General features: G+C 39.2%; 29 protein-coding genes, 4 tRNA genes and 1 pseudogene. 21 read left to right on the forward strand and 13 right to left on the reverse strand.

The genetic code is table 11. The features are described 5' to 3' along the window. Window positions 1-88: 88 nt before the first annotated feature. The 5 genes and pseudogenes from JP36_RS06565 to JP36_RS06585 all read left to right on the forward strand — a co-directional run. Window positions 89-164, forward strand: a tRNA-Lys gene (locus JP36_RS06565). A gap of 21 nt (window positions 165-185) precedes the next feature. Continuing rightward, window positions 186-261 (forward strand) — tRNA-Lys (locus tag JP36_RS06570). Window positions 262-288: 27 nt separating this feature from the next. Beyond that, a tRNA-Lys gene (locus JP36_RS06575) sits at window positions 289-364 on the forward strand. A 25-nt stretch (window positions 365-389) separates the two neighbouring features. Next, window positions 390-465: transfer RNA gene (locus JP36_RS06580), tRNA-Lys, on the forward strand. Between the two features lie 130 nt (window positions 466-595). Then, window positions 596-1360: pseudogene (locus tag JP36_RS06585) on the forward strand (PLP-dependent transferase); the annotation flags it as partial. A 208-nt stretch (window positions 1361-1568) separates the two neighbouring features. Here JP36_RS06585 and rplI read toward each other — a convergent pair. From rplI to JP36_RS06610, 5 genes are all read right to left on the reverse strand, one after another. Continuing rightward, entirely contained in the window at window positions 1569-2018 is a 450-nt protein-coding gene (gene rplI / locus JP36_RS06590) for a 50S ribosomal protein L9 (RefSeq protein ID WP_039173213.1), read from the reverse strand. A 21-nt stretch (window positions 2019-2039) separates the two neighbouring features. Further along, window positions 2040-2267, reverse strand: coding sequence for a 30S ribosomal protein S18 (gene rpsR / locus JP36_RS06595; protein WP_005759927.1), 228 nt, complete (start codon window positions 2265-2267; stop codon window positions 2040-2042). 12 nt (window positions 2268-2279) lie between these two features. After that, window positions 2280-2606, reverse strand: coding sequence for a primosomal replication protein N (priB, locus tag JP36_RS06600; protein ID WP_039173215.1), 327 nt, complete (start codon window positions 2604-2606; stop codon window positions 2280-2282). Then, on the reverse strand, window positions 2593-2970 hold the full coding sequence (gene rpsF, locus JP36_RS06605; RefSeq protein ID WP_013746288.1) for a 30S ribosomal protein S6: 378 nt from the start codon (window positions 2968-2970) through the stop codon (window positions 2593-2595). The genes priB and rpsF overlap by 14 nt, the downstream gene beginning before the upstream one ends. 132 nt (window positions 2971-3102) lie before the next feature. After that, window positions 3103-4149, reverse strand: a complete 1047-nt coding sequence (locus JP36_RS06610) for a glycosyltransferase family 9 protein (protein ID WP_039173218.1) — start codon at window positions 4147-4149, stop codon at window positions 3103-3105. 16 nt (window positions 4150-4165) lie between these two features. Between JP36_RS06610 and JP36_RS06615 the strand changes: the two genes are divergently transcribed. Beyond that, complete coding sequence (locus JP36_RS06615) at window positions 4166-4936, forward strand: 3-deoxy-D-manno-octulosonic acid kinase (RefSeq protein ID WP_021460936.1); 771 nt, start codon at window positions 4166-4168, stop codon at window positions 4934-4936. 52 nt (window positions 4937-4988) lie between these two features. Here the strand turns inward: JP36_RS06615 and coaD are convergent, their stop codons facing one another. The 4 genes from coaD to efp form a co-directional block, all read right to left on the reverse strand. Then, a complete protein-coding gene (gene coaD, locus JP36_RS06620; RefSeq protein WP_021460935.1) occupies window positions 4989-5459 on the reverse strand; it encodes a pantetheine-phosphate adenylyltransferase in 471 nt (156 codons plus the stop codon). Beyond that, a complete protein-coding gene (waaA, locus tag JP36_RS06625; RefSeq protein ID WP_039173221.1) occupies window positions 5459-6733 on the reverse strand; it encodes a lipid IV(A) 3-deoxy-D-manno-octulosonic acid transferase in 1275 nt (424 codons plus the stop codon). Before waaA ends, coaD begins: the two co-directional genes overlap by 1 nt. Window positions 6734-6736: 3 nt before the next feature. After that, window positions 6737-8308, reverse strand: a complete 1572-nt coding sequence (locus JP36_RS06630) for a glycosyltransferase family 2 protein (protein ID WP_039173224.1) — start codon at window positions 8306-8308, stop codon at window positions 6737-6739. Window positions 8309-8479: 171 nt separating this feature from the next. Then, window positions 8480-9046 (reverse strand): elongation factor P, encoded by a 567-nt coding sequence (efp, locus tag JP36_RS06635; RefSeq protein ID WP_039088796.1) that lies wholly within the window; start codon window positions 9044-9046, stop codon window positions 8480-8482. A gap of 182 nt (window positions 9047-9228) precedes the next feature. Here efp and epmB point away from each other — a divergent pair, with 182 nt between their 5' ends. Both epmB and JP36_RS06645 read left to right on the forward strand, forming a co-directional pair. Next, window positions 9229-10227, forward strand: a complete 999-nt coding sequence (gene epmB / locus JP36_RS06640; RefSeq protein ID WP_039173227.1) for an EF-P beta-lysylation protein EpmB — start codon at window positions 9229-9231, stop codon at window positions 10225-10227. A 188-nt stretch (window positions 10228-10415) separates the two neighbouring features. After that, window positions 10416-11636, forward strand: a complete 1221-nt coding sequence (locus JP36_RS06645) for a LysM-like peptidoglycan-binding domain-containing protein (RefSeq protein ID WP_039173232.1) — start codon at window positions 10416-10418, stop codon at window positions 11634-11636. Between the two features lie 98 nt (window positions 11637-11734). Here JP36_RS06645 and raiA read toward each other — a convergent pair whose 3' ends face one another. After that, entirely contained in the window at window positions 11735-12055 is a 321-nt protein-coding gene (raiA, locus tag JP36_RS06650; protein ID WP_013746297.1) for a ribosome-associated translation inhibitor RaiA, read from the reverse strand. Between the two features lie 236 nt (window positions 12056-12291). On the opposite strand from raiA, the gene trmA reads away from it, so the two are divergent. Together trmA and JP36_RS06660 are read left to right on the forward strand one after the other, a co-directional pair. Next, the gene (gene trmA, locus JP36_RS06655; RefSeq protein ID WP_039173236.1) at window positions 12292-13389 is read left to right on the forward strand and encodes a tRNA (uridine(54)-C5)-methyltransferase TrmA; all 1098 of its coding nucleotides are present in this window, start codon (window positions 12292-12294) and stop codon (window positions 13387-13389) included. Continuing rightward, window positions 13389-14153: a class I SAM-dependent methyltransferase gene (locus JP36_RS06660; RefSeq protein WP_039173238.1), complete on the forward strand. Its 765-nt coding sequence runs from the start codon at window positions 13389-13391 to the stop codon at window positions 14151-14153. The genes trmA and JP36_RS06660 overlap by 1 nt, the downstream gene beginning before the upstream one ends. Here JP36_RS06660 and JP36_RS06665 read toward each other — a convergent pair. Continuing rightward, on the reverse strand, window positions 14119-14817 hold the full coding sequence (locus tag JP36_RS06665) for a 7-cyano-7-deazaguanine/7-aminomethyl-7-deazaguanine transporter (protein ID WP_039173241.1): 699 nt from the start codon (window positions 14815-14817) through the stop codon (window positions 14119-14121). The two genes, JP36_RS06660 and JP36_RS06665, sit on opposite strands and share 35 nt — an antisense overlap. A gap of 144 nt (window positions 14818-14961) precedes the next feature. Between JP36_RS06665 and JP36_RS06670 the strand changes: the two genes are divergently transcribed. The 5 genes from JP36_RS06670 to purT all read left to right on the forward strand — a co-directional run bounded on the left by JP36_RS06670 (window position 14962) and on the right by purT (window position 19064). Further along, a complete protein-coding gene (locus JP36_RS06670; protein WP_039173243.1) occupies window positions 14962-15507 on the forward strand; it encodes a DJ-1 family glyoxalase III in 546 nt (181 codons plus the stop codon). Between the two features lie 62 nt (window positions 15508-15569). Next, on the forward strand, window positions 15570-16514 hold the full coding sequence (locus JP36_RS06675; protein WP_039173245.1) for an NADP-dependent oxidoreductase: 945 nt from the start codon (window positions 15570-15572) through the stop codon (window positions 16512-16514). A gap of 3 nt (window positions 16515-16517) precedes the next feature. Continuing rightward, the gene (locus JP36_RS06680; RefSeq protein WP_039173249.1) at window positions 16518-17123 is read left to right on the forward strand and encodes a sugar O-acetyltransferase; all 606 of its coding nucleotides are present in this window, start codon (window positions 16518-16520) and stop codon (window positions 17121-17123) included. A gap of 186 nt (window positions 17124-17309) precedes the next feature. Next, window positions 17310-17816, forward strand: a complete 507-nt coding sequence (gene luxS, locus JP36_RS06685; protein ID WP_039173252.1) for an S-ribosylhomocysteine lyase — start codon at window positions 17310-17312, stop codon at window positions 17814-17816. Between the two features lie 66 nt (window positions 17817-17882). Then, window positions 17883-19064, forward strand: a complete 1182-nt coding sequence (gene purT, locus JP36_RS06690; RefSeq protein ID WP_039173255.1) for a formate-dependent phosphoribosylglycinamide formyltransferase — start codon at window positions 17883-17885, stop codon at window positions 19062-19064. Window positions 19065-19119: 55 nt separating this feature from the next. Here purT and JP36_RS06695 read toward each other — a convergent pair whose 3' ends face one another. Further along, on the reverse strand, window positions 19120-19818 hold the full coding sequence (locus JP36_RS06695) for a fumarylacetoacetate hydrolase family protein (RefSeq protein ID WP_039173258.1): 699 nt from the start codon (window positions 19816-19818) through the stop codon (window positions 19120-19122). A gap of 194 nt (window positions 19819-20012) precedes the next feature. On the opposite strand from JP36_RS06695, the gene rbsD reads away from it, so the two are divergent. The 6 genes from rbsD to JP36_RS06725 all read left to right on the forward strand — a co-directional run bounded on the left by rbsD (window position 20013) and on the right by JP36_RS06725 (window position 25872). Beyond that, window positions 20013-20432, forward strand: coding sequence for a D-ribose pyranase (gene rbsD / locus JP36_RS06700; protein ID WP_039080689.1), 420 nt, complete (start codon window positions 20013-20015; stop codon window positions 20430-20432). Window positions 20433-20444: 12 nt separating this feature from the next. Beyond that, on the forward strand, window positions 20445-21932 hold the full coding sequence (gene rbsA / locus JP36_RS06705; protein ID WP_039173261.1) for a ribose ABC transporter ATP-binding protein RbsA: 1488 nt from the start codon (window positions 20445-20447) through the stop codon (window positions 21930-21932). Window positions 21933-21946: 14 nt separating this feature from the next. Further along, window positions 21947-22921 (forward strand): ribose ABC transporter permease, encoded by a 975-nt coding sequence (gene rbsC / locus JP36_RS06710; RefSeq protein WP_039173264.1) that lies wholly within the window; start codon window positions 21947-21949, stop codon window positions 22919-22921. A gap of 35 nt (window positions 22922-22956) precedes the next feature. Further along, window positions 22957-23835: a ribose ABC transporter substrate-binding protein RbsB gene (gene rbsB, locus JP36_RS06715; protein WP_039173266.1), complete on the forward strand. Its 879-nt coding sequence runs from the start codon at window positions 22957-22959 to the stop codon at window positions 23833-23835. 83 nt (window positions 23836-23918) lie between these two features. Further along, window positions 23919-24839 (forward strand): ribokinase, encoded by a 921-nt coding sequence (rbsK, locus tag JP36_RS06720; RefSeq protein WP_039173268.1) that lies wholly within the window; start codon window positions 23919-23921, stop codon window positions 24837-24839. A 37-nt stretch (window positions 24840-24876) separates the two neighbouring features. Continuing rightward, window positions 24877-25872 (forward strand): substrate-binding domain-containing protein, encoded by a 996-nt coding sequence (locus JP36_RS06725; protein WP_039173272.1) that lies wholly within the window; start codon window positions 24877-24879, stop codon window positions 25870-25872. A gap of 210 nt (window positions 25873-26082) precedes the next feature. Here the strand turns inward: JP36_RS06725 and JP36_RS06730 are convergent. Further along, on the reverse strand, window positions 26083-26994 hold a 912-nt coding region (locus JP36_RS06730; RefSeq protein ID WP_039173275.1), incomplete at its 5' end, for a transketolase family protein.

The raw sequence follows: 26994 nt of genomic DNA on the forward strand, positions 1-26994 counted from the left end.
AAGCAAATAAAGAAAAAACTAAAAATTTTTATTGATTAGTTTCACAAAATCAGTATTATAAGCACCCGTTGCAATGTGGTGACACGTTGGGTCGTTAGCTCAGTCGGTAGAGCAGCGGACTTTTAATCCGTTGGTCGAAGGTTCGAATCCTTCACGACCCACCACTATAAAGCACCATCTAATTTGGGTCGTTAGCTCAGTCGGTAGAGCAGCGGACTTTTAATCCGTTGGTCGAAGGTTCGAATCCTTCACGACCCACCACTTACAATATCGAAGAGATGATTAAGTGGGTTATTAGCTCAGTTGGTAGAGCAGCGGACTCTTAATCCGTCGGTCGAAGGTTCGAGCCCTTCATGACCCACCACTATAAAGCACAATCTAATTATTCTGGGTCGTTAGCTCAGTCGGTAGAGCAGCGGACTTTTAATCCGTTGGTCGAAGGTTCGAATCCTTCACGACCCACCATTTCAAATAATTACTTCATAAATTTTCCTAAATGCTTTTATATTAAAAATCAATTATCATTTTTTACAATCTGCATATAATCCTTATTGAAATAAAAATAATCTTAATAAGGAGAATTTTATGCAATTTGTTAGCACAAAAAGCGCAAGTACCGCTAATTATTGATAATACGTTCGCTACACCTTTTTTCTGTCGCCCTTTTGAGTTTGGTGCCAACATTGTTGTCCACAGCACTACTAAATATCTTGATGGACACGCCGTTGCTATGGGAGGCGTCATTATTGATGGTGGAAATTTTAATTGGAACAACGGCAAGTTCCCTGCATTTACCCAGCCAGATGATTCTTATCACGGCTTAATTTATACAGAAACCTTCGGTGCTGCCGCTTATATCATAAAAGCAAGAGTACAGCTAATGCGTGATCTAGGTGCAACTCCTGCTCCACAAAACAGTTTTTTACTCAATTTAGGAATGGAAACTTTGCCTCTACGTATGCAGGCGCACTACAATAATGCGCTACAAGTAGCCCAATATTTGGAAAAATAACCTTTGGTTAATTCTGTCAATTACCCTGCTTTAGCCAGCTCTCCTGATTATGCACTCAAACAAAAATATGTACCGAACGGTCTATGCGGCGTCATCTCCTTTGAATTAAAAGATGGTAGGGAAGCAGCAGCGAAATGGTTAAATGCTCTAAAATTGGTTTCTCGTGAAGTACACGTTGCCGATATTAGAACTTGTGCATTACACCCAGCGACTTCAACGCATCGACAATTAAGTGAAGAAGGACTAGATAAAATTAATATTTCTGCAGGGCTAATCCGAATCTCTGTCGGGATTGAAAATATACAAGATATTTTGATGGATATTGAGCAAGCCTTTAGTGCGCTATAGCTTAATCTATAGTAGATAATATCCTCACTCTATACTTTCAGTGCTTATAAGAAATGTTCATTATTTAATCTTTATTGTTTAGAAATTCAAGAATAGATGAAATTAATGAACATTTCTTTTTTTATATGTTGCAGTTAGATTGTAAATTAAAAGGAAAACAAAACCCCAACCATTTGGTTGGGGTTTAATCTGAATAATATTTTGAAAATTATTCTGCAACGATGATTACATTTAATGACGCAAATACTTCACCGTGGAATTGGAAACGCACTTCGTGTTCACCTAAAGTACGTAGTGCACCATTTGGTAAACGCACTTCGCTTTTCGCGACCTCAACACCTTTTGCAGTGATTGCATCAGCGATATCACGAGTACCGATAGAACCGAATAAACGCCCTTCATCACCAGCTTTAGAAGCGATTGTTACTGAACCTAGTGCTTCAAGTTTTTCAGCACGATCCATTGCAGCAGTTAACGCTTTAGCTGCTTTCTCTTCTAATTCTGCACGACGACTTTCAAAATATTCAATATTTGCTTTAGTTGCCATAACTGCTTTTCCTTGTGGGATTAAGAAGTTACGAGCATAACCAGATTTTACATTTACTTGATCACCAACATTGCCTAGGTGAACAATTTTATCTAAAAGAATTACTTGCATTACCGTATCCTCTCTAATTGATTACTGATGATTGTCAGTGTACGGTAACAACGCTAAATAACGCGCACGTTTGATTGCACGAGCTAATTGACGTTGGTACTTCGCACGAGTACCGGTAATACGGCTAGGGACAATTTTGCCGCTCTCTGTAATGTAGTTCTTTAATGTAGCAATATCTTTATAATCGATTTCTACTACATTCTCCGCTGTGAAACGGCAGAACTTACGACGACGGAAATAACGTGCCATATGGCTATTCTCCTAATCTATAAATTCGATTTGCTCAGCGTGTAAGACTAATTGGCTAAGCCCATTATTCGTTTTGTGTGAGTGGATAAATCCTGCTACACACACCTTACTGCCGACCGTAATGCTTTGAGCTTGATTTGTTAATTGATTGCCGCTAAGTTGAACCGGTATTTTACACCACGCTTGTCTGGCTAATCCGGCTTCTTGTTGCCATGAACGATGTTCAAGCCAAAATTGACAATGCGGAATTCCACTCGGGCTTTGATGTCGTTTTGGTTGAGAAACAACAGTGCCTATCAACGAAAAACGATTTTCAATTGTCAAATTACTCTTCAGCATCCTCATAATCGTTGTTATCAACATCAGCTAAAGCTTTACGTTCATCTTTTGCTTTAACCATTGGGGACGCTTCGGTTACGGCGTGCTTAGTACGAATAATTACGTTACGAAGAATTGCATCGTTGTAACGGAAAGTTGTTTCAAGCTCGTCGATGACTTCTTGCGGTGCTTCTACATTCATTAACACATAATGTGCTTTGTGTAGTTTATTAATTGGGTAAGCCAATTGGCGACGACCCCAATCTTCTAAGCGATGAATTTGACCACCAGCTTCTTTAACAGAACCTGTATAGCGTTCAATCATGCCTGGTACTTGTTCACTTTGATCTGGGTGAACCATAAACACTATTTCGTAGTGACGCATTGCTGCTCCTTACGGGTTAATCAGCCTCCGACTATAGACCAGTCGCCAATCTGCGGAAGCAAGGAACGAAAAACGGAACGACTGTAAGGTCGCAAATTTTACTCAAATTGACTCAAAAAGCAAGTTAAAAAACTAATTTAACGCTAAAAGATGTAACATTTTCTCTGCCACCTGATCAACTGTAATTTGCGACATTAAATCTTTACCATAAACCTTTGTTCCCCAAGGTAAATCTTGCCACGACTTACCATACTGTTTTAATACATTCTCCTCATATACCGACACTACATCATCTTTGCTGTAATAAGGTCCTGTACGTTGCGGATTATGGTAAGCATATAATCCTAGCACTTTTGTACCTACCATTGTTGCCATATGTGCTGGCCCTGAATCTGGTGAAATCACCAAATCCACTCGTGATAATAATGCAATAAGTTGTTGTAGAGAGGTTTTTCCTGCCAGATTTACCACAGGCAAACGACATAATCGACAAATTTCTGTGGCACAGTTCATTTCATATTCACTTGGCGATCCCGTTATAATCACCTGTACGCCTATTTCTGTCGCAATATCCGCCAGTTGAGCATAACGATCTAATAACCAATCTTTCTCTTTTTTACTTGAACAAGGCGAAATAACTACCGTTTTTTTAGCCGGGTCAATAAATTGTCTCACATATTGATGATCTTCTTCCGCAATCGGAAACTGCCAATGTGGTGCTGTAATCGGCACGCCAATATATTCAGCAAAACTCAAAAAACCATCCAAAACGTGATAACCTTTCGCTACCCCAACTTGATGATTAATAAACCATTTTTGCCCCTCTTTTGTCCGTTGTGCATTAAAACCAACCCGATATTTCGCTTTAATTCCTAAAGAGAGAATCGAGGCTCGAATCGCTACCTGCATATCCAACAAAGCATCGAATTTACGCGAATGTAACCTTTTCCATAACGAAAAAATGCTTCGCCACCCCTGTTTTTTATCAAAAATAATAAATTCAATATTAGGGATATTTTTTAATAATTGTGCTTCGGCCTTGCCAATGATCCAAGTAATTTTGGTCTGCGGATAATAAGCTTGAATCTGCTGTACTGCTGCCAAAGCGTTGCAAACATCACCAATGGCAGAAAGGCGCAAAATACAAATAGATTGTGGAGGTTGAGGAAATAACAGCATAGATTTAACTCTTAATATGTTAGAATTACGCTCTATTTTAATCAAAAAAGCAGAAATCCGCAGTAAAACAGGTATCAAAATGTCGAAAACTTACTATCTCTTCGCCCAAAACATTCAGACCGACTCGCCAGAATCTTTATTCGATCCTGTTTTTTGGCAGACACAACAGTTAGTTTTAGGTTCAGCCAAAGGACGCGGTATTACCTATTTTTTAAAAACGAAAGATCGTTGGGGTATAAATTGTGCCTTACGCCATTATTATCGTGGTGGACTATTCGGAAAATTAGTGAAAGATCATTTTCTGTTTAGCGGAATAAATCAATGTCGTAGCATTAAAGAATTTAACTTACTGCAGCAACTTAAACAGAAAAATTTACCTGTTCCCAAACCTATTGCAGCAAGGGTTATTCGCTCAGGATGTTGTTACCAGGCGGATATTTTAAGTGAATTAATTGAAAATAGTCAGGACTTAGTCGCTGCTTTACAAAAACACTCATTACATCACGAAATTTGGTACCATATCGGAAAATTAATTCGTCAATTACATAATGAACAAGTTTGTCACAGCGATTTAAACGCACATAATATTCTGCTACAACGCCTTGAAAATCATCAATGTAAATTATGGTTACTTGATTTCGATAAATGCGGTTTTAAAACGGGAGACAACTGGAAACAAGAAAATCTACAACGACTTTACCGCTCATTTCAAAAAGAGGTGAAGCGTTACCATATTCATTTTAACGAAAACAACTGGCAACAATTATTAAGCGGCTATACGGAATAAAGCTCAACTTAATATCACAGAATTTTCATCATTTCTTAACAAAGATAATATTTTATTTTTCCAAAATGGTTTTAAAAACACCTGACGGCACTAATTTTGCAATATTACCACCGTGTAATAAAATTTCACGTACCATTGTTGAGGAAACATAAGACCATTTTTCTGATGGAGGGAAAAATAAACTTTCAACACCATTCGTTAACAAACGATTTAAATGAGCAAGTTGCAGTTCATAATCAAAATCACTGGATGTTCTCGCTCCACGAATAATACCCTGAATATTACGTTCTAAAATTAGATGCGCCAATAAACCATCAAATGAGATCACTTCAACATTGTTTAATCCTAATGTAGCAATTTTGACGAAATCTAGCCGTTGTTGCAAACTGAACATTGGCTTTTTGCTCGGGCTTGCTGCTACCGCCACAATCAATCTTGGGAACAATCGCGCTGCACGCATAATAATATCCAGATGTCCGTTGGTGATAGGGTCGAATGTTCCAGGATAAATCATTGTTATCATTATTTTTTCTCGCTTAAATAAGGTAATAAAATGTTTAAAGTACGTTGTAAAGCACCACGATTCTGTTGCAATATATGATAGCCGTTTTGCCCATATTGCTCGGCTTTCTGCGGATTTGTCAACAAAGCACTAATCTGCTGAACCAGTGCAGGTATACTATTTTCAATCACAATGACACCCTCGGCTTCAATCAATTTTTGATAAATTTGCTGAAAATTAAACATATGTTTACCGCTGATTACTGGCAATTTAAATAATAAGGGCTCAAGTGGATTATGCCCACCACGCTCAATAAAACTGCCTCCAATAAAAGCAATATCCGCCAACGCATATAATTTTAACAACTCACCCATTGTATCGCCCAATAACACCGTTGTCTGCGAAACTATCAACTCGCCTAAACTTCGTTTTTGATAACAAAATTGCTGTTGTCGTAACAATTTTTCCACTTCGGTAAAACGTGCGGAATGGCGTGGCACAAGAATCAATAATAAATTCGGATATCGTTGCAGTAATTGTTGATGTGCCTTCAACACCATTGTTTCTTCGCCTTCGTGGGTGCTTGCAGCAATCCAGACCGGACGCTGTTGCAACATTGCAATTTTCTGCTGACGATAATCAGCAATTTCCTCATCAGAAACAGTTAAATCAAACTTTAAATTACCACTGCAACTGATTTTGCTTTTGTCAACGCCTAAACGTTGGTAACGCTCTACACTTAATTCATCCTGTGCGGAAATATGCGTAAATGCCTGCCAAATCGGCATAAGAGAATGCCGTAAATAGGCATAATGTTTAGCGGATTTATCTGATAAACGAGCGTTGATTAAAAACAGTGGAATATGGTGGTTCTTAATTTGTTGCAACAGATTAAACCACAACTCTGTTTCAACAATAATAAAACATTGAGGCTGAAATTGTTGCAAAAAACGTTTCATTAAAAACGGCAGATCAAACGGCAAATAACAATGTTGAACACGGTTACTAAACAAAGCCTGTACACGTTCCGAGCCACCTGGAGTAAAAGTGGTAATGGTTATGGGTACATTCGGAAACTGTGCCAATAATTGTTTCACCAACGGCGTAACCAACAACACCTCACCAACTGAAGCCGCGTGAATCACAACACTCTGTTTTTGCAAAGATTTTGTTAAAGCAAAGCGCTCACGCCACCGTTGACGATACCCTATCTCTTTTCGACTTTTGTACAAAAAAGTGAGCAGAATAAAGGGCAAAGCGATAATAAAAAGTACATTATAGATGAAAAATAACATTATTTACTTCTCTTTCAAAAATCGATCTACCCCATTTTCACAATAGACAATTTTTTGCTGTATTGTTTTTTCCAATAACTGATCATTCTGTGGTAATGCATCTCTGGCTTCTTCGTTATGCCACAAATGATAAGCGATAGCCGAAAAACGAATATCTTTTCGTTTCATTCCCGCATTATAAAAACGAGCAACAAATTCGCTATCTTCTCGTCCCCAACCAACAAAGTCATTATTAAAACCATTGATTTTTAAAGCATCTTCACAGAAAAATGCCATATTACAACTACGAATACCTTTAAAATAATTTTTCTTTTCTTTATGAATAAATCTATTTATCCAATATAAATGGCAAGCTGAAAAACGTTTTTCAATACGATTTTCAATCCCTTGCTGATACCACCTTATTCGAGGATAAACTTGTGGTTTCTGTAATATTTGTTTCGTCTTCTCTAATGGTAAAACTACTCGCCCTCCTTGTACTAGCACACCTCGTTTAGCATAAGAAATATGATCCTGAATAAATAATGGGTGTAAAACCATATCACCATCAATAATAATAATATAGTCTCCTTTTGCTTGAGAAATTGCACGATTTCGGGATTCAGCGGCTCTAAATCCTCTATCAGCTTGCCAACAATGAATTAAAGGAATAGGGAACATCTGTTGATATCGTGAAATTAATTGTGCGGTTTCCTGGCGAGAGCCATCATCTGCCACTAATACTTCCATTGGTAATACTTTTTGTTGCAATACCGAATTTAAGACCGCCTCTAACGCATCGGGACGATTATAAGTTGTAATAATCAAAGAACTACTAAGTTTTTGATTATATTCTATTAATTTCACATATTTATAATAAGCCCCCATTGCATTGGCACAGGAAATAACAAAACCATCTTGTCCATCTAAAAATCCTTTTTTCAAAACATAATGTTTAAAAAATGAAGAGAAACCGTGTCCAATTGCAGAAAAAACAGTGGCTTTTTTTCTCCCTTGTTGCTGCTCTGCGAACAAGGTTGTGTACTGCTGCATTTTCTGAATTAAATCGGCGGCACCATCAAATGAGTAGTGCAAAAAAGGTTGTTTTAATTTTATGAATTGGATATTTTTAGGAATTTCAAGTGCCTCATGTACTAATTTTTGATTAAATTGCACTTGTTGACGGTGATATAAGCGAGGAACATAATTTGGATACCAACCGCAGGTTTTAATAACTCGACCTCGATAATGATTTAATCTAGATAAAGAATATACAAAATTTGTTTTTGTTAAATCTATCTGCTTTAATTCTTCAATAAGTGATTTAGGTAAAATCTCATCACTATCAATATTTAAAATCCAATTATGTTTTGCATATTCAGCAGCTAAATTTTTTAAAGGTCCAAATCCAATAAAAGGTGAATATTTAATAACAACATTAGGGAATTGCTTAGCAATTTCGATTGTTCGATCTGTAGATCCATTATCCAATACAATAATTTCATCAAAATCTGCTAATGCTTTTAATACTTTTTCTAAATATTTTTCTGAATTTTTCACTAACATAGTGATACTAATAGCAAGATTTGAACTCATATTTTCCTCTTTTTAAAAAATCTACATTCTAAATGTAAAACTACCCGTTAATAAAATACGATAATTTATAATAACTATCTATTTTATAATAGATAGTTATGCAATCCCATATAAACAAAAATCCTCTTCCTTGACGGTAAGAGGATTCTTTTCACCACATAATATAATATATTACTTCACACGAGCCACATACTCGCCAGAACGAGTATCTACACGGATAACTTCACCAATTTGAATAAATAATGGTACACGCACTACCGCACCGGTGCTTAAAGTTGCCGGTTTACCACCTGTTCCTGCTGTATCGCCTTTCAAACCGGGATCAGTATCAACCACTTCCAACTCTACAAAGTTTGGTGGAGTAACAGTAATCGGAGAACCGTTCCATAACGTTACGATACATTCTGCCTGATCCAACAACCATTTATCATTATCACCAATCGCTTTCGCATCTGCAGCAAGTTGTTCAAAAGTTTCATTGTTCATAAAATACCAAAATTCTTCATCTTTATATAAGAAAGTAAGATTAGTATCAACAACATCTGCCGCTTCGACAGTTGAACCTGATTTAAAGTTCACATCCAACACTTTGCCTGAAATCAATTTACGAATACGAGTACGAGTAAACGCTTGTCCTTTCCCCGGTTTCACAAACTCATTTTCTACGATTACGCAAGGTTCGCCATCTTGCATAAATTTAAGACCTGGTTTGAAATCGCTGGTAGAATAGCTTGCCATAATATCCTCATTAATATTTGATTGTCTGTTCAATTCACCGCACAATTCACAAAAAATTGTGCTACTTTAGAAAAGTTGGAAGTATATATCTCTAACGGTTGAATTTTCAACTTTTTAAGAAGTTTTTGATAAAAATAATGTCATTTAATGGAAGACATAGGTAAAAAAATCGTCATATGATAATGCAAAACCTCACATTTGGAGCAGATTCCGATTGGACTGAATACTTAACCACTGCGGTTTCCGATCCGATTCAACTTTTAACATTACTGAATTTACCGCTCGAACCTTATCAACAACATTTGGCTGCTCGCCGCTTATTTGCAATGCGTGTACCAATGCCATTTATAGATAAAATGGAAAAAGGTAATGCGAACGATCCTCTTTTTTTGCAAGTGATGACTGATGCTGCCGAATTTCTGCAAACACCCGGATTTGTGAAAGATCCGCTGCAAGAACAGGATAATGCCATCCCTAATTTGTTACATAAATATCATAACCGTGTATTGCTGATGGTAAAAGGAGGCTGTGCTGTTAACTGTCGTTATTGTTTTCGACGTCATTTCCCTTACGAAAATAATCCCGGAAACAAAACTAATTGGCATAAAGCATTGGATTATATTGCTCAACATTCCGAAATTGAGGAAGTGATCTTTTCTGGTGGCGATCCATTAATGGCGAAAGATCGCGAATTAGCGTGGTTACTTGAGCAGTTAAATCAAATTCCACACTTGAAAACTGTGCGGATTCACTCTCGATTACCAGTGGTCATTCCACAACGTATTACGCTCGAATTGTGTCGATTATTGGCAGACTTACCGCTTAACAAAGTGCTGGTGTTACATATTAATCACGCAAATGAAATTGATGCACTATTAATCAACCGCCTACAGCAATTAAAGCAATCGGGAGTAACGCTACTGAATCAATCAGTGCTTTTAAAAGGGATTAATGATGATGCACACACTCTCAAAACACTAAATGATAAACTATTTGCTGCCGGTATTTTACCCTATTATCTTCATCTGTTGGATAAAGTGGAAGGAGCAAGCCATTTTTGGATTGATGATGAACGTGCTTTAGCTATTTATCGACAATTAATTGCTTCATCTTCCGGTTATCTTGTACCGAAACTTGCGCGTGAAATTGCTGGCGAAAAAAGTAAAACTTGGTATAGCTAAAAATATTTAAATAAATCGTGATTAGCCTTAGTCATTGCCTATTTTTTCCTTTAAAATAGCCAACGAAAATATGGTAGACACTTCTGTCTGCCAAGAAAGAATTTTTTTATCATTCAAAGTTATCATATTACTTTGAATCAACAGCATTGTTGCAATAATGATTTTTAACCAAAATTTGAGGTATAACCGTGAGTAACACAGACAAGGAACAGCAAAGCGAACAACAGGACGCTAAACAGAACGAATTAAATTTAGAATTTAATGAATTTGAGCCTATCACACCTAAAAGACCAGCAGTTGAAACTGCACCTTCTTTTATCGATAAACTAAAAGGTATCTTTCATAAAAAAACGACACAAGCAGAAACCTTTCAGCAAGCAGAAGTTGGGCAAACTGTTGAGAATACAGAAAGCAACGACTTTACCGCTGAACCGGTTACTACACACAAAACATCACCATTAGCCAATTTGTCAACACGTTCTCGCCGTTTGCTTATTAGTGCCGCTGTGTTGGTTATCATCATTGTGTTATTTCTTTGGTTAAAACCTAACAGCCAACCGGTAGATAGCCTACAATCTCAAGATAATAATTTGCCAATTGAATTTCAGCCAATTGATCCGAATGCTACTAATACCAACAATGAAGGTGTGCCAACAATGCAAACCGAAGAGCAAGCAATGGATAATGCCAATGACAACATAACAGATTCGACTACAGCCAATAATAATGCTACCGTTACTGCTGAAACACTCACACAAAACAGTACCGCATCGGCTCCATCAGTGGATAATACCCCAATTACGACTGATGAAAACAATGCAGCTGCGACTAATCAAGCACAAACTCCGTCTATCACTCCTGCTCCAGTTACCCCTACGCCAGGATCAGAGCAGAAACCTGCTCTTAGTCAGGCTGAAATTGATAAAATTGAAAAACAAGCGTATGAAGCTGAGCAAGCTCGTTTAATTGCAAAAGCAAAAGCCCGTGCTGAACAGCGAGCTAGAGAAGAGTTTAAAGCAAAACAGCAGAAACAGAAAGAGCAAGAACAGCGTAAAGCACAAGCCATTCTTGACGGCAAAAATGTTCCTGTTGTTGATGCCAAACCTGTCACTAGAAGTAGCTCAAAATCCACTTCATCTACAACAAACGTTTCAAGTGGTGGGCAAGCTAAAACATTAACTATTCCGGCAGGTACTTCTTTGATGCAGGTGTTCCGTGATAACAATCTAAACATTGCCGATGTAAATGCAATGACTAAAGCAAATGGTGCCGGTAATGCATTAAGTAGCTTCAAACCGGGAGACAAAGTTGCCATCAAAGTAAACGGTGGTCGCGTTTCAGAACTCCAATTACCTAATGGAGCAAAATTTATTCGTCAAAGCAATGGTTCTTATATTTATCAAAAATAGTCATAAAACCATCTGTAACTAGGTGGTTTTGACCTAACAAAAAAGGTTCAACCTCTCGGTTGAACCTTCTACAATTTGATTATTCAGAAAATACTTTTTTACTCAAAAGAATCTTTCAAACGTTCACTGGCACGTCTTGCCTCTCCTTTATGTTGCAATTTATTGAGCTGACGTTCTAATTTTTCTTGTACATCATTAATGGCTGCATACATATCTTCGTGTTCCGCTTTCGCAACAAGGTTACCGAAAGGTGTACCAATCATAGCTTCCACTCCAAATCCTTTTGGCAGTTTTTGTAAAATAAAATGAGGATTTATTAACTGGGTTTGCCATTTGCCTAATTTTGCTAAACGTTCTTCAATGTGGGAACGAATTGCTGGGGTAATTTCCATTTGTTTGCTTGTAATATTTAGGGTCATAACATTTACCTCTCATAGTAATAAGACTGTTGCCAGTCAAGAAAAAATCTTGTTCTTGATTAAGAACATAATGCCGTATGATCAGCTTTTCAAGCCTTTTATCGTTTATTTTTCAGAATAGTGAAGTAGGTCAAATTTCTAAAATAATCTGCTTTACATTTTTAGATCGTGCTTTTTCGTCCATACTGATTTTTATGTTAGAATGCGCCCCATTCTTTGACTCAAACGATAATATTATGCAGACTGACTTTTCCGAATCACATTACAATCAACAGTTAGAAGATAAAGTTTATTATCTAACTCAACTACTTAAACCTTTTTTTCAGGGTGAAATTAAGGTTCATCGTTCCGCATTAAAACATTATCGAATGCGTGCTGAATTTCGGGTTTGGCACGATGGCGATGATCTTTATCACATTATGTTTGATCCGCAAAGTAAGCGGCGTTATCGCATTGATCAATTTCCAATTGCTTCAACATTAATCAATGCAATGATGAGTGCATTACTGCCATTGCTTAAACAGCAACCGATTTTGCGTAATCAATTATTCCAGATTGATTATCTCAGTACCGTCAGCAATAAAATTATCGTCAGTTTGCTTTACCATAAAAAGTTAGATGAAACTTGGATCGCTGCCGCAAAACAATTGAAACAACAGCTTGAACAGCAACAATTTGATGTGCAAATTATAGGGCGCGCCAATAAACAGAAAATTTGCTTGGATCAGGATTTTATTGATGAAGTGTTGCCAATCAACGGCAAAAACTATATCTACCGCCAAGTTGAAAACAGTTTTACCCAACCGAATGCCGGCATTAACTGCCAAATGATTGAATGGGCATTATCCTGCACAGAAAATGCCAAAGGTGATTTGCTAGAACTCTATTGTGGTAATGGCAATTTTTCAGTGGCTTTAGCACAGCATTTTAGAAAAGTGTTGGCGACTGAAATCGCCAAACCTTCAGTACAGGCAGCACAATTCAATATCGCCGCCAATCATATTGATAATCTGCAAATCATTCGAATGTCGGCAGAAGAGTTTACGCAAGCATTGCAAGGCGTGCGCGAATTTTATCGCCTGAAGGGGATTGATCTTAAACAGTATCAATGCAACACCATTTTTGTTGATCCGCCTCGTGCCGGCTTGGATGCGGAAACCTTAAAAATGGTGCAACAATATGACAATATTCTTTATATTTCCTGTAATCCGCAAACTTTGGCAGAAAATTTAACCGTTTTAAGTCAAACTCATCATATTGAAAAAGCGGCACTTTTTGACCAATTTCCTTATACGCACCATATCGAAAGCGGTGTCTATTTGGTGAGAAAATAATGCAGATTCAACTTATTAATCAATCCGGCGATGATGAAAAATTTCGTCAAATAATCGAAAAATGGCAGTTGGAAAATGATCCGCAAGCACCATTCGCTTTGGTTTTAGAGCCGCAACGCTTGGCACTTTATAAAACGGATGAAGCGAAGCTCGGTGCGATTTGTGTCGATTTCGTTGCCGGAACAATGGCACATCGACGTAAATTCGGCGGCGGTCGCGGCGAAGCGGTCGCTAAAGCAGTCGGCGTGAAAAAAGGTAAATTGCCAAAGGTGCTTGATGCAACCGCCGGTTTAGGGCGCGATGCTTTCGTTCTGGCAGCAATTGGCTGTGAAGTGTCATTGGTGGAACGCAATCCGGTAGTGGCTGCATTGTTGGAAGATGGTTTACAACGTGCTTATCAGGACGCGGAAATCGGTGATTTTATGCAACAACGAATGAAATTGTTGCCGATTAAAACCATAGCAGAACTTGATCCGGAAACAGAGAAATTTGATGTGGTTTATCTTGACCCTATGTTTCCGCACAAAAACAAAAGTGCGTTAGTCAAGAAAGAGATGCGTGTTTTCCAATCCTTGGTTGGGGCAGATTTAGATGCAGATCAGCTATTGGCAACAGCATTGAAATTGGCGCATCGGGTGGTGGTGAAACGCCCCGATTACGCCGGTTATTTGGCAGAATGCAAACCGCATTTCAGCCAAACAACCAAAAATCACCGTTTTGATATTTACATCAACCACGAACTTGCTGCATTTGCGCAAGATTAAGCAACGCCAATTTCCGCATAATCGCTTTTAAAACCACACCATAAATCGGCACAAAAAAGAGCAAACCAATCAAGAGTTTAAATAAATAATCCACAAAGCCGATCTCTACCCAGTTTTCTGCCATAAAAGCATCTGTACTGTGATAGAAAGCGATAGCAAAAAAGGCGAAAGTATCGCATAAACTACCGAAGATCATCGAACTGCTCGGTGCAATCCACCACGTATTTAACTGTCTTAAACGATTAAACACCAACACGTCCAATAATTGACCGAACACATACGCGGCAAAACTGGCGATAGAAATACGAAAAACGAACAGATTAAACGTCGCCAACGCGGCTAAACCTTGATATTGCGTATCAGAAAAGAGCGTAGAGATAACATAACTGACAATCAGTGCCGGAAACATTACCCAGAAAATAATCCAGCGAGCCTCTTTTGCACCGAAAACACGCACGGTTAAATCAGTGGCTAAAAAGATAAATGGAAAGGTTAGCGTTCCCCAAGTGCTATGAAAACTGAAATCCAACCACGATAAATTGATGGTGAATGGAATTTGCACGAGGTAATTGCTGATAGCAATGATAAAAATGTGGAAAAATGAAAGTAAAATTAATGCACGGCGTTTTTGACGATCGCCGAAAATCGCTTGAGCTGATACCATATTGTGTCCTTTTTATCTCAATGAAAATCTTTGGGGTGAGGGAACCCAACTACAAAAATAGGGGGTGAATGATACGCTGATGATAAAATTTTGCAAGAAAAAGCATATAATATGGCAGAATTACACAACAAAAGGAGAACGAAGATGACACAAAAAATTGCTATTTTATTAACCAAAGGTTTTGAAGAGTCTGAAGCATTAGTGCCGAATGATCTTTTCAGACGCGCCGGCTTACACACTGATCTCATTTCCATTGATAACACCGAGATCGTTTCTTCCTCCCATAATGTCAAAGTGGTTGCTGATCAATTACTGAATCAGACTGATCTAAACAGTTACGATTTAGTAATGCTGCCGGGTGGTCAGGTCGATCTCGAAAAATATGCGGCGTTGGCTGACACTTATCGTCAATTTGCACAGCAGCAAAAATGGGTTGCAGCAATTTGTGCAGCACCGACCGCTTTAGCAAAAGTCGGATTATTAAAAGGCAAAAATGCAGTTTGCTATCCTTCAATGCGTGCTGACTTAATTAATAACGAGGTGAATTATCGTCATCTTACTACCGTCATTGATGCGCCGTTTATTACCGGTCGAGGACCAGGAGCTGCCTTCGATTTCGGTTTGGCGATTGTCGCTCAATTACTGGGTATTGATGTAGCTGAACAGTTAAAACAACAACTTTATTACTAAATAATTCTTGCTCATTTATTTATCCGGTAATTCTAACGATTAACATAAAAAAGGAAAGAATAATGCAAAACTATGGTGTTACCATTTCAACATTTGGCGAAGCGGATGTACTTCAATTTCAGCCCCAATTACCAATGCCGACTATCAGTGCTAAGCAGGTTTTGATCGAAAATCACTTTGCTGGCGTGAATCCAGTTGATTTTAAAACGCGTAAAGGATTAGGCTGGGGAGCGGAAAAATTTAAATCACAATTGCCAGCTGTGCTAGGTTTCGATCTTGCTGGAATCGTGATTCAAGCCGGTGCAGAAAGCGGTTTTAATGTGGGTGAACGCGTTGCCGCACTCACCTTTGACGGCGGCGCTTATAGCCGTTATGTTGCGGTCAATGCTGATTTGGTTGCGCGCGTACCGAAAGCAGTTTCATTGCAGCAAGCAGGCGCAATGCCGACCGTTGTCGTTACCGCATTGCAAATTCTGAAACAGGCAAACGTTTCTGCCGGACAGAAAATAGTAATGTCTGCACCGTTAGGCGGTGTCGGGCATTTATTATTACAGCTTTTAGCCAAAGAGAATGTCGATATTACCGTTATCTGTTCCGAAGCTAAACAGCAACAAGCATTGGCTTTAGGTGCAAATCACACCGTTGATTATCATCATCCGCACGCTTATCCCAATCTCAATGCCGATCTTTTTATTGATTTAGTAGGTGGTGAGAGAGGTGTCGCTGCATTGAAAATGGTGAAAAAAGGAGGACGTGTTATCTGCATTCCTACCATTCACGTGCCGTTATTACAACAGGCTGGGGCTGAACAGCAACTGCTGGTGGAAAAGATGTTGGCGGTGCCAAATCGTCAGGATCTGGAAACAATGTTGAATTATGTAGCAAAAAACTGTTTACGGTTAAATATTGCTCGAGTTTTTCCAATAACTGAAATTCAACAGGCACACCGTCAGCTCGAAAGCGGACATACTAATGGTAAAATTGTGTTAGATTTGCAACTTGGATAAGTTATGTCATTAAGTGAAAAAGAAAAAATGGCGGCAAAACTGCCGCATTTCCCGTATGATCCAGAATTAATTCGACTTAGACAACAATCGAAGCAGATTTTATTTCAGCTCAATTATCAGCTTTCTCCTATCGACCCCCAACGTAAAACATTACTAAAGCGTCTGCTAGGTAAAAGCGGAGATAATTTGCACATAAATTCACCGTTTTTCTGTGATTACGGCTTTAATATTGAAGTCGGTAATAATTTTTTCGCCAATTATCAATGTACTATTTTGGACAGTGGCAAGGTTTCAATTGGGGATAATGTGATGTTTGCACCTAATGTCAGTCTTTATACAGTTGGGCATCCATTACATTACCAACAAAGAAATCAAGGCTATGAACAGGCAAAAGAAATTATTATTGAAGATAATGTCTGGATTGGAGGCAATTGTGTGATTTTAGGTGGTGTTACCATCGGTGAAAACAGCGTTATCGGTGCCGGCAGCGTGGTAACAAAATCAATTCCTCCAAACAGTTTAGCATTCGGCAACCCTTGTCGTGTAATTCGGGAAATCAACGAACAAGATCGCAAACATTATCAAGAACTGCTGGATCGCACTGTTTAAAACCACCAATTCAAGCTACAATTAACTAACACAAATAACAGAGATAAAAAAAGCCGCCCCAAACACTAGGCGGCAAATAACCTAAGGAACTAATTTAAACAACCATTATGTTGCATTTTTTCAGACAAATCCGTTCTGAAAAAGTTCAGTTAAAATCAGAAATTTTTTAAAGAAAGGTTTTTCACTATGCCACTATTAGACAGTTTTAAAGTTGACCACGTTAAAATGAATGCACCGGCGGTGCGTATTGCCAAGACAATGCAAACGCCTAAAGGTGATAAAATTACTGTTTTTGATCTACGTTTTTGCAAACCGAATCAAGATAATATCAGCCCCAAAGGTATTCATACTTTAGAACATCTTTTTGCCGGTTTTATGCGAGACCACCTCAATAATGATAGTATTGAAATTATTGATATCTCTCCAATGGGATGTCGCACCGGATTTTATATGAGCTTAATCGGCACTCCGGCGGAACAACTCGTGGTAGAGGCTTGGGAAAAAGCAATGCAGGATGTATTGTCTATAAAAAGTGAAAAAGAGATCCCGGAATTAAACCAATATCAATGCGGAACATACACTGAACATTCGCTAGTGGAGGCTCAAGCAGCAGCAAAAAAGGTGCTTACTCAGGGAATCGGCATTAATCACAATCAAGATTTATTACTTGATGACAGCTTTTTAAATCAATAGTAACCTCAAGCCAAGCTCTTCAGCTTGGCTTTTTATTTGCCCACAACATTGAAGGAATAAAACTCTATGACAACATTAGGTACACCTCTGACTTCCACTGCCACAAAAGTAATGATGCTCGGCTCCGGAGAATTAGGTAAAGAGGTTGTAATTGAATTACAGCGTTTAGGTGTGGAAGTTATTGCGGTTGATCGTTATGCTGACGCACCGGCACACCAAGTGGCACACCGTGCTTACACCATTTCAATGTTAGATGGTGATGCACTCAAAAGTCTTATCGAAAAAGAAAAACCGGATTACATTGTTCCGGAAGTAGAAGCCATTGCCACCGATACTTTAGTCGAATTGGAACAGCAAGGCTATAATGTTATTCCGACGGCAAAAGCTGTTAAGCTAACAATGAATCGTGAAGGTATCCGCCGTTTAGCTGCCGAAGAGTTAGGTTTGCCGGCCTCCCCGTTTCAATTTGTCGACAATTTTGCCGATTTTCAACAGGCGGTGGAAAAAATCGGCTTGCCTTGCGTAGTTAAACCGATTATGAGCTCCTCCGGGCACGGACAAAGCATTCTCAAAAATAGAGAGCAGTTGCAACAAGCGTGGCAATATGCACAAGAAGGCGGTCGTGCCGGCGGCGGACGTGTCATTGTTGAGGGCTTTATCCGTTTTGATTATGAAATCACCTTATTAACTGTACGCCATCGTGGCGGCACATCCTTCCTTGCGCCGATTGGTCACGTACAAGTTGATGGCGACTATCAGGAATCTTGGCAACCGCAAGCGATGAGCGAGATTGCATTACAAAAAGCACAGCACATTGCTGAAAAAATCACCGGTGCATTGGGTGGTTATGGGATTTTCGGCGTAGAAATGTTTGTTTGTGGTGATGAAGTTATTTTTAATGAAGTTTCCCCTCGTCCGCACGATACCGGAATGGCCACCTTGATTTCTCAAGATTTGTCGGAATTTGCATTACACGCACGCGCCATTTTAGGCTTACCTATTCCACAAATAAAACTATTGGCACCAAGCGCCTCTAAAGCAATCGTAGTGGAAGGAAAATCCAATCAGGTTCGTTTTGCCAATCTGGAAAATGTACTTGCCGAAGCAGACACTAATCTTCGCCTGTTCGGTAAAAGAGAAGTCAACGGACATCGCCGTTTAGGCGTAATTTTGGCAAGCGCCGATAGCGTTGAGGCGGCACGAGAAAAAGCAAACCGCGCCTATCAAAAATTGGAAATCATACTGTAACCTGTCATTTTCTCCATATCTAGGCTTCTCTTTGAGAGAAGCCTGTCGCCTGTGCTCACACAATATCCACTTTCAATTCACCTAATTTATCAACCGCAACCACAATGTGATCGCCAATTTCCACTTTGCCGACACCTTTCGGCGTGCCAGTAAAAATTAAATCACCCGGCTGTAAACAAAAATAAGTTGATAGATGAGAAACGGTTTCCGCCACTGACCAGATTAATTGGTTAAGATCACTGCTCTGCCGCACGTCACCATTAACCCAAAGCTGAATCGCACCTTGCGACAAATGCCCCACTTCACTTGCTAACGACACTTCACTTATTGGTGCAGAGTAATCAAACGCCTTACCAATTTCCCACGGTCGCCCCATCGCTTTCATCTCATTTTGCAAATCACGTCTGGTCATATCCAAACCAACCGCATAGCCCACAACATAATCCAACGCCTTTTCCACAGCGATATTGGCACCCGATTTACCGATTACCGCGACTAATTCACCTTCATAATGCAAGTTTTTCGTTAGCATCGGATAGGGAAACGCATAACATTCATTCTGCCTGACACACCGCACCGCATCCGATGGTTTACAAAAGAAAAACGGAGGTTCGCAATCCGGATTATGCCCCATTTCACGTGCGTGTTCCGCATAATTTCTGCCGACACAATAAACACGATGTACAGCTATCTTATCATTCGAACCTTTTACCGCGACTGTTGCCAACGGTGGCGGTGTGAATAGATACGCCATTTTGCTCTCCTTATTTGCTCAAACAAATATCACAAATTTAATAAAAATTACCACACTACACTGACACTCTCGATTTTTTCATTTTATTTTTTGATCAACTTCACAAATTTAAACATTGCTTATTTTAAGAAAATAGAAAATTGGTTATTTTTATCTCATCGAAACGTTTCGATAATGATAATTAGGAGTAAAAAATGAAAAAAACAGGTATTTTAAATGCACAGCTTTCTCATCTGATTGCAACTTTAGGACATACCGATTTTCTGACAATTTGTGATGCCGGGTTGCCGATACCGCAACAATCAGAGCGTGTTGATTTAGCATTAACGCCGACCATTCCTAGTTTCTTATCTGTTTTTGATGCCGTTATTGAAGAGTGTTTTGTTGAAAGAGTGGTACTTGCCGAAGAGATAAAAACACATAATCAAAATATTCATAACGCATTATTACAACGCCTTTCCCAATTGGAACAGCAGCAGAACAATCATATTCAAATTGATTATGTTTCACACCAACAATTTAAACAGCTTAGCCAAGCAAGCAAAGGTTTTGTACGTTCCGGTGAATGTACGCCATACGCCAACATTATTATTGGATCAGGCGTTCCTTTTTAAATGGAGAACGATATGCAACCGATTTTAAAACTTGACAATATTTGCAAATCCTTCCCGGGAGTTAGGGCTTTATATAATGCCGGATTATCCGTTTATCCGGGCAGAGTGATGGCATTAATGGGAGAAAATGGTGCCGGTAAATCCACATTAATGAAAATTTTAACCGGCATTTACATCAAAGACAGTGGTTCTATTCATTATCAGGGCCAAGAGGTGACGTTCAAAAATCCAAAAATGTCCCAATTAGCAGGGATCAGCATTATCCATCAGGAATTAAACATTATTCCGAACTTAACCATTGCAGAAAACATTTTCTTAGGCAGAGAATTTACCAATAAATTCGGTGGCATTGATTGGAAGAAAATGACAACCGAATCTGAAAAATTGTTAAAACGTCTAAAAATTAAACACAGCCCAACTACACCAGTAGAACAGCTTTCATTAGGCGAATTACAGATGATCGAAATTGCCAAAGCATTGAGTTTTGATGCAAAAGTGATCATTATGGATGAACCGACCGATGCACTTACCGACACTGAAACTGATGCGCTCTTCAATGTCATCAGAGAACTCAAACAGCAAAATTGTGGGATTGTTTTCATTTCTCACCGTATGCAGGATATTTTCACCATTTGCGATGATGTCACCGTTTTGCGTGACGGAGAGTTAATAGCAGAACGCTCCTTGAAGGAAATTAATGAAGAACAATTAATTGAATTAATGGTAGGAAGAAAGCTCTCCGAACAATATCCGCATATTGAATCGCCGATCGGCGACACTGTCTTAGAAGTGAAAAACATCAGTGGTTGTGGTGTTCACAATGCTTCATTCAAATTACACAGAGGCGAAATTTTAGGCATTTCCGGTTTGATGGGAGCCGGTAGAACTGAATTAATGAAGTTAATCTATGGCGCTTTACCAAAAACCGCCGGCGAAGTTTTCCTCAAACAAAAACAGCTCTCCATTCATTCACCGCAAGACGGCTTAAACAACGGCATTGTCTATATTTCAGAAGATAGAAAGGGCGATGGTTTGGTGCTTGGAATGTCTATTAAAGAAAATATGACACTAACAGCATTGAAACAGCTCACTAAACATTATTCTATCAATCATAAAGCAGAAAAAATGACGGTTAATGATTTCATTCTCTTATTCAACATCAAAACACCGTCAATGAATCAAACCATCGGTTTGCTTTCCGGTGGTAATCAGCAAAAAGTGGCAATTGCCAAAGGCTTAATGACCAGACCAGATGTACTCATTCTTGATGAGCCGACACGAGGCATCGATGTAGGTGCAAAAAAAGAGATTTATCAGTTAATCAACAAATTTAAAGAAGAAGGAATGAGCATCATCATTGTTTCTTCTGATATGCCAGAAATTATTGGTATGAGCGACCGCGTTTTAGTGATGAATAATGGTGAAATTCGTGCGGAATATCTACGAAATGAAGTCACTCAAGAAAAATTACTCACTGCCGCTATTACCCAAATACATTAAAAAAGGGATTCATTATGACGACAACAACTGTAAATAAACAATTCAATTTAAAAGAATTTTTAATTGAACAACGTTCTATTATTGCGTTATTGGTGCTGATTGCGATTGTTTCTTCGATCAGTCCTAATTTTTTTACTATCGATAATTTACTCAATATTTTGCGTCAAACTTCGGTTAATGCCATTATCGCTGTTGGAATGACATTTGTTATTCTCACCGCCGGCATTGATTTGTCCGTAGGTTCTATCCTCGCCTTAACCGGTGCGGTTGCCGCCTCTTTGGTTAATATGGAGATTTCCATTTTTGTCGTGATCCCATTAGTGCTGTTATTCGGTACTCTGCTCGGCGGCATCAGCGGTGTCATTGTCGCTAAAGGGAAAGTACAGGCATTTATTGCCACTTTAGTTACTATGACATTATTGCGTGGTGTCACAATGGTTTATACCGATGGTCGCCCAATCAGCTTAGGTTTTTCCGATGTTGCCGATCAATTCTCTTTCTTGGGTACAGGTTATTTATTAGGCATTCTGTTCCCAATTTGGTTAATGGCAATTATCTTTATCGTTGCTTGGTATCTGCTAAAACATACCCCTATCGGTCGTTATATTTATGCGCTTGGTGGTAATGAAGCCGCTACCAGCTTATCCGGTATCAACGTAGACAAAGTGAAAATCTTCGTCTATGCCGTTAGTGGCTTGCTCGCTACCGTAGCTGGTTTAATTGTGACCTCTCGTTTATCTTCCGCCCAACCTACTGCCGGCGTTTCTTATGAACTTGATGCAATTGCTGCTGTAGTGGTCGGTGGAACAAGTCTAATGGGCGGTAAAGGTCGTATTACCGGAACATTAATCGGGGCGTTAATTATTGGCTTCTTAAATAATGCCTTGAATTTATTGGATATTTCTTCTTATTACCAAATGATTGCAAAATCGATCGTTATTTTACTTGCTGTGCTTACCGATCACTTTTGCAGTCGTAAAACCGCGTAACTTATTCAGTCAACCTCATTAAAGGAGAAACTTTTATGAAAAAACTTACCCTTCTCGCTTCAGCATTGCTATTAGGCTCACTTGCCAGCAACGTTGCTTTAGCAAAAGATACCATCGCACTTGCTGTATCAACCTTAGATAATCCTTTCTTCGTTACCTTAAAAGAAGGGGCAGAAAAAGAGGCAAGCAAACTTGGTTACAATCTTGTCGTGCTTGATTCACAAAATGATCCGTCAAAAGAGCTATCAAATGTTGAAGACATTACCGTTCGTGGCGCAAAAGTATTATTAATCAACCCAACAGACTCAACTGCCGTTGCTAATGCTGTTCGTGTTGCGAATAAGAAAAATATTCCGGTTATCACCCTAGACCGTGGTGCGGCGCAAGGCGATGTGGTCAGTCATATCGCATCAGATAACGTTGCCGGTGGTAAAATGGCTGGTGATTTTATCGCTGAAAAATTGGGTGACAATGCAAAAGTTATCCAGTTGGAAGGCATTGCCGGAACTTCTGCCGCTCGCGAACGTGGCGAAGGATTTAAACAAGCAGTGCAAGCGCATAAATTTGAAATTCTTGCCAGCCAACCGGCAGATTTTGATCGCACCAAAGGCTTAAACGTGATGGAAAACCTACTTACCGCACAACCTAATGTGCAAGCGGTTTTTGCTCAAAATGATGAAATGGCACTTGGCGCAATTCGTGCCGTTCAAGCGGCTAACAAATCCGTATTAATTGTTGGTTTCGATGGTACTGATGATGGTGTGAAAGCAGTTAAAAGCGGCAAACTGGGTGCTACAATTGCACAACAGCCGGATTTAATCGGTGCATTAGGCGTTCAAACTGCGGATAAAATTATCAAAGGTGAAAAAGTAGAAGCCAAAATCCCGGTACCATTAAAAGTCGTAACTCAATAATCTTTTTATAAATTTAATGCGTGGTGCGCCTTGCTGCGCACCATTAAAAATAAATTTTCAGTTGATAACTAAGGGCAAGCAAAATGCAAAAACTCACCGTTCTTGGCAGTATTAATGCCGATCACGTTATTCAAGTTCCTCATTTTCCACAACCGGGAGAAACTTTATCCGGTCAAAATTACCATATCGTCTATGGCGGGAAAGGTGCAAATCAAGCGGTGGCAGCTGCTCGTTTAGGAGCAAAAGTCGATTTTATTGCTTGTATTGGCGAAGATAAAATCGGGCTTGAGATGAAACAGGCTTTTCAAAAAGATGGCATAAACACCGAAAGCATCGCTACAATTCAAGGTGAAACTACCGGTATCGCTATGATCCAAGTTGCCGACAGCGGTGAAAACAGTATCGTCATTTCAGCCGGTGCCAATGCTCATCTCACCACCGACATTGTGGACAAGTTTAAACAGAAAATTCTTGACTCCGATGCACTATTAATGCAACTTGAAACTCCGTTAGATGCCATTATTTATGCGACAAAATTTGCTAGACAAGCAGGCAAACACACTGTGTTAAACCCAGCACCAGCAAAGGTGTTACCAGACGAACTACTTGCTCAATTAACAATGATTACGCCGAATGAAACTGAAGCGGAAGTGCTGACCGGCATTAAGGTAGTGGATGAAGAAAGTGCAGCACAAGCAGCATCAATTTTTCACCAAAAAGGTGTTGCTATCGTGTTGATTACATTAGGGGCAAAAGGGGTATTTATCAGCCATAATGAATTACAAAAAATTATTCCCGGTTTCCGTGTTCAGGCAAAAGACACCACAGCCGCCGGCGATACTTTTAACGGTGCGTTGGTAACTGCATTGTTGGAACAGAAACCACTGGAAGAAGCGATTCAGTTTGCCCACGCGGCAGCCGCTATCAGTGTTACCCGTTTCGGTGCACAAACTTCTATTCCGAGCCGTCAGGAAACGCTCGATTTTTTAGCCAATATCAAATAGCATAACTTAAATTATTCAAATAAAAGGCAAAACTGTTATGGCAACAATGAAGGATATTGCACGGATAGCGAAAGTTTCAACTTCAACCGTATCACACGTAATCAACAATACACGTTATGTCAGTGATGAGATACGTGAAAAAATTATGAAGGTTGTCAATGAGTTAAATTATACCCCTTCCGCTGTTGCCCGCAGTTTAAAAGTAAAAGAAACAAAAACATTGGGAATGTTGGTTACTGCCACCAGCAATCCGTTTTTCGCCGAAGTAGTGAGCGGAGTGGAACAATATTGCAATCAGCACCACTACAACTTGATCATTTCCAGTATCGATGGCAACGAACAACGCTTGCAGCAGAATATTCAAACTTTAATTCAAAAACAGGTGGACGGATTGCTGTTAATGTATTCTGACACTCGCCACGCAATGGTGGAACAGTTAAATCTAAATTTGCCGATTGTGGTAATGGACTGGTGGCCGACCGAACTGAATGCCGATAAAATTTATGAAAATTCCGAATTTGGTGCTTATCTTGCCACAAAAACCTTAATTGAGCAGGGACATAAAAATATCGCCATTATCACGGGTAAATTGGATAAATCCTTAGCTCACAACCGTTTGCTCGGTTACCAAAAAGCGTTGCAGGATGCGCATTTGCCGATCAACCCTGATTGGATCATTGAAAGCCATTTTGATTTTGAAGGTGGCGTAGAAGGAATGAAAAAATTGTTACAGATTACACCTCGCCCTACAGCAGTTTTTGCCTGTAGTGACACCATTGCAGTCGGCGTTTATCAAGTTGCTTGGCAACAAGGGTTACACATTCCTCAGGATATTTCTGTCATCGGTTATGACAATATTATGTTGGCGCAATATCTCACACCACCGTTAACCACAATTCATCAACCTAAAGCAGAATTGGGCAAATTAGCTGTGGAAACCTTACTGGAAAGGATTAAATCTCCAGATCTAGAATATAAAACCACAATGTTACAGCCACAATTAATTTGGCGTGCTTCCGTGGTTAAAATTTAGATATAGTCGTTTAAATATAAAATAAAAAATTGATATAAACCGAAAACAGTATACATGATATAGCGATACGATATAACACTAGCATTATTCTGAAAACAAACAACTATAAAATCCTAAATTTCCTGTTTTTGTGATTCTATATAAAAAACTCCTCATTACGTCAATGATTACGAATAGAGGAGCTTCAATATTTAACTAAGTAAAGCAAAATTATAGAATTTCTTTCGCTTTAGTAACGACATTATCCACAGTAAATCCGAATAATTTAAATAACTCGTCTGCTGGAGCAGATTCACCAAAGCGGTTTATTCCGATAATACGTCCTTCCAAGCCAACATATTTATACCAGAAGTCCGAAATGCCGGCTTCAATTGCAACACGTTTCTTGATGTTGCTTGGTAATACGCTTTCTTTATAAGCGACATCCTGTTTATCAAATACATTCGTGCTTGGCATAGAAACTACACGCACTTTGTGTCCTTCAGCAGTTAATTGTTCCGCTGCTTTCACTGCCAATTCCACTTCTGAACCGGTTGCAATAAAGATTAATTCAGGCGTACCTTCGCAATCTTTTAAGACATAAGCACCGCGTCTAACATTGGCAAGTTGTTGGGCGTTACGTTCCATTTGTGTTAGGTTTTGACGAGTGAAAATTAATGCACTTGGGCCTGCAGTGCGTTCAACCGCTGCTTGCCACGCAATCGCAGATTCCACTTGGTCACACGGGCGCCAAGTTTCTAAATTCGGAATTAAACGTAATGTTGCCGTCTGTTCTACCGGTTGATGGGTTGGCCCATCTTCCCCTAAACCAATGGAGTCGTGAGTGTAAACAAAAAGCACACGTTGTTTCATTAACGCTGCCATACGCACTGCATTATGCGCATATTCCATAAACATTAGGAAAGTGGCACCGTAAGGAATAAATCCACCGTGTAGAGCAATGCCGTTCATAATGGCGGACATCCCGAATTCACGCACACCGTAGTTAATATAGTTTCCATCAATCACATTGGCTCGTAATGGTTTTGAACCTGACCATAAGGTTAAGTTTGAACCCGCTAAGTCAGCAGAACCGCCCAAAAATTCAGGTAAAATTTTCGCATAGGCTTCAATCGCATTTTG

It is taken from the genome of Gallibacterium genomosp. 1 (genome assembly GCF_000771875.1).
GTDB lineage: Bacteria > Pseudomonadota > Gammaproteobacteria > Enterobacterales > Pasteurellaceae > Gallibacterium.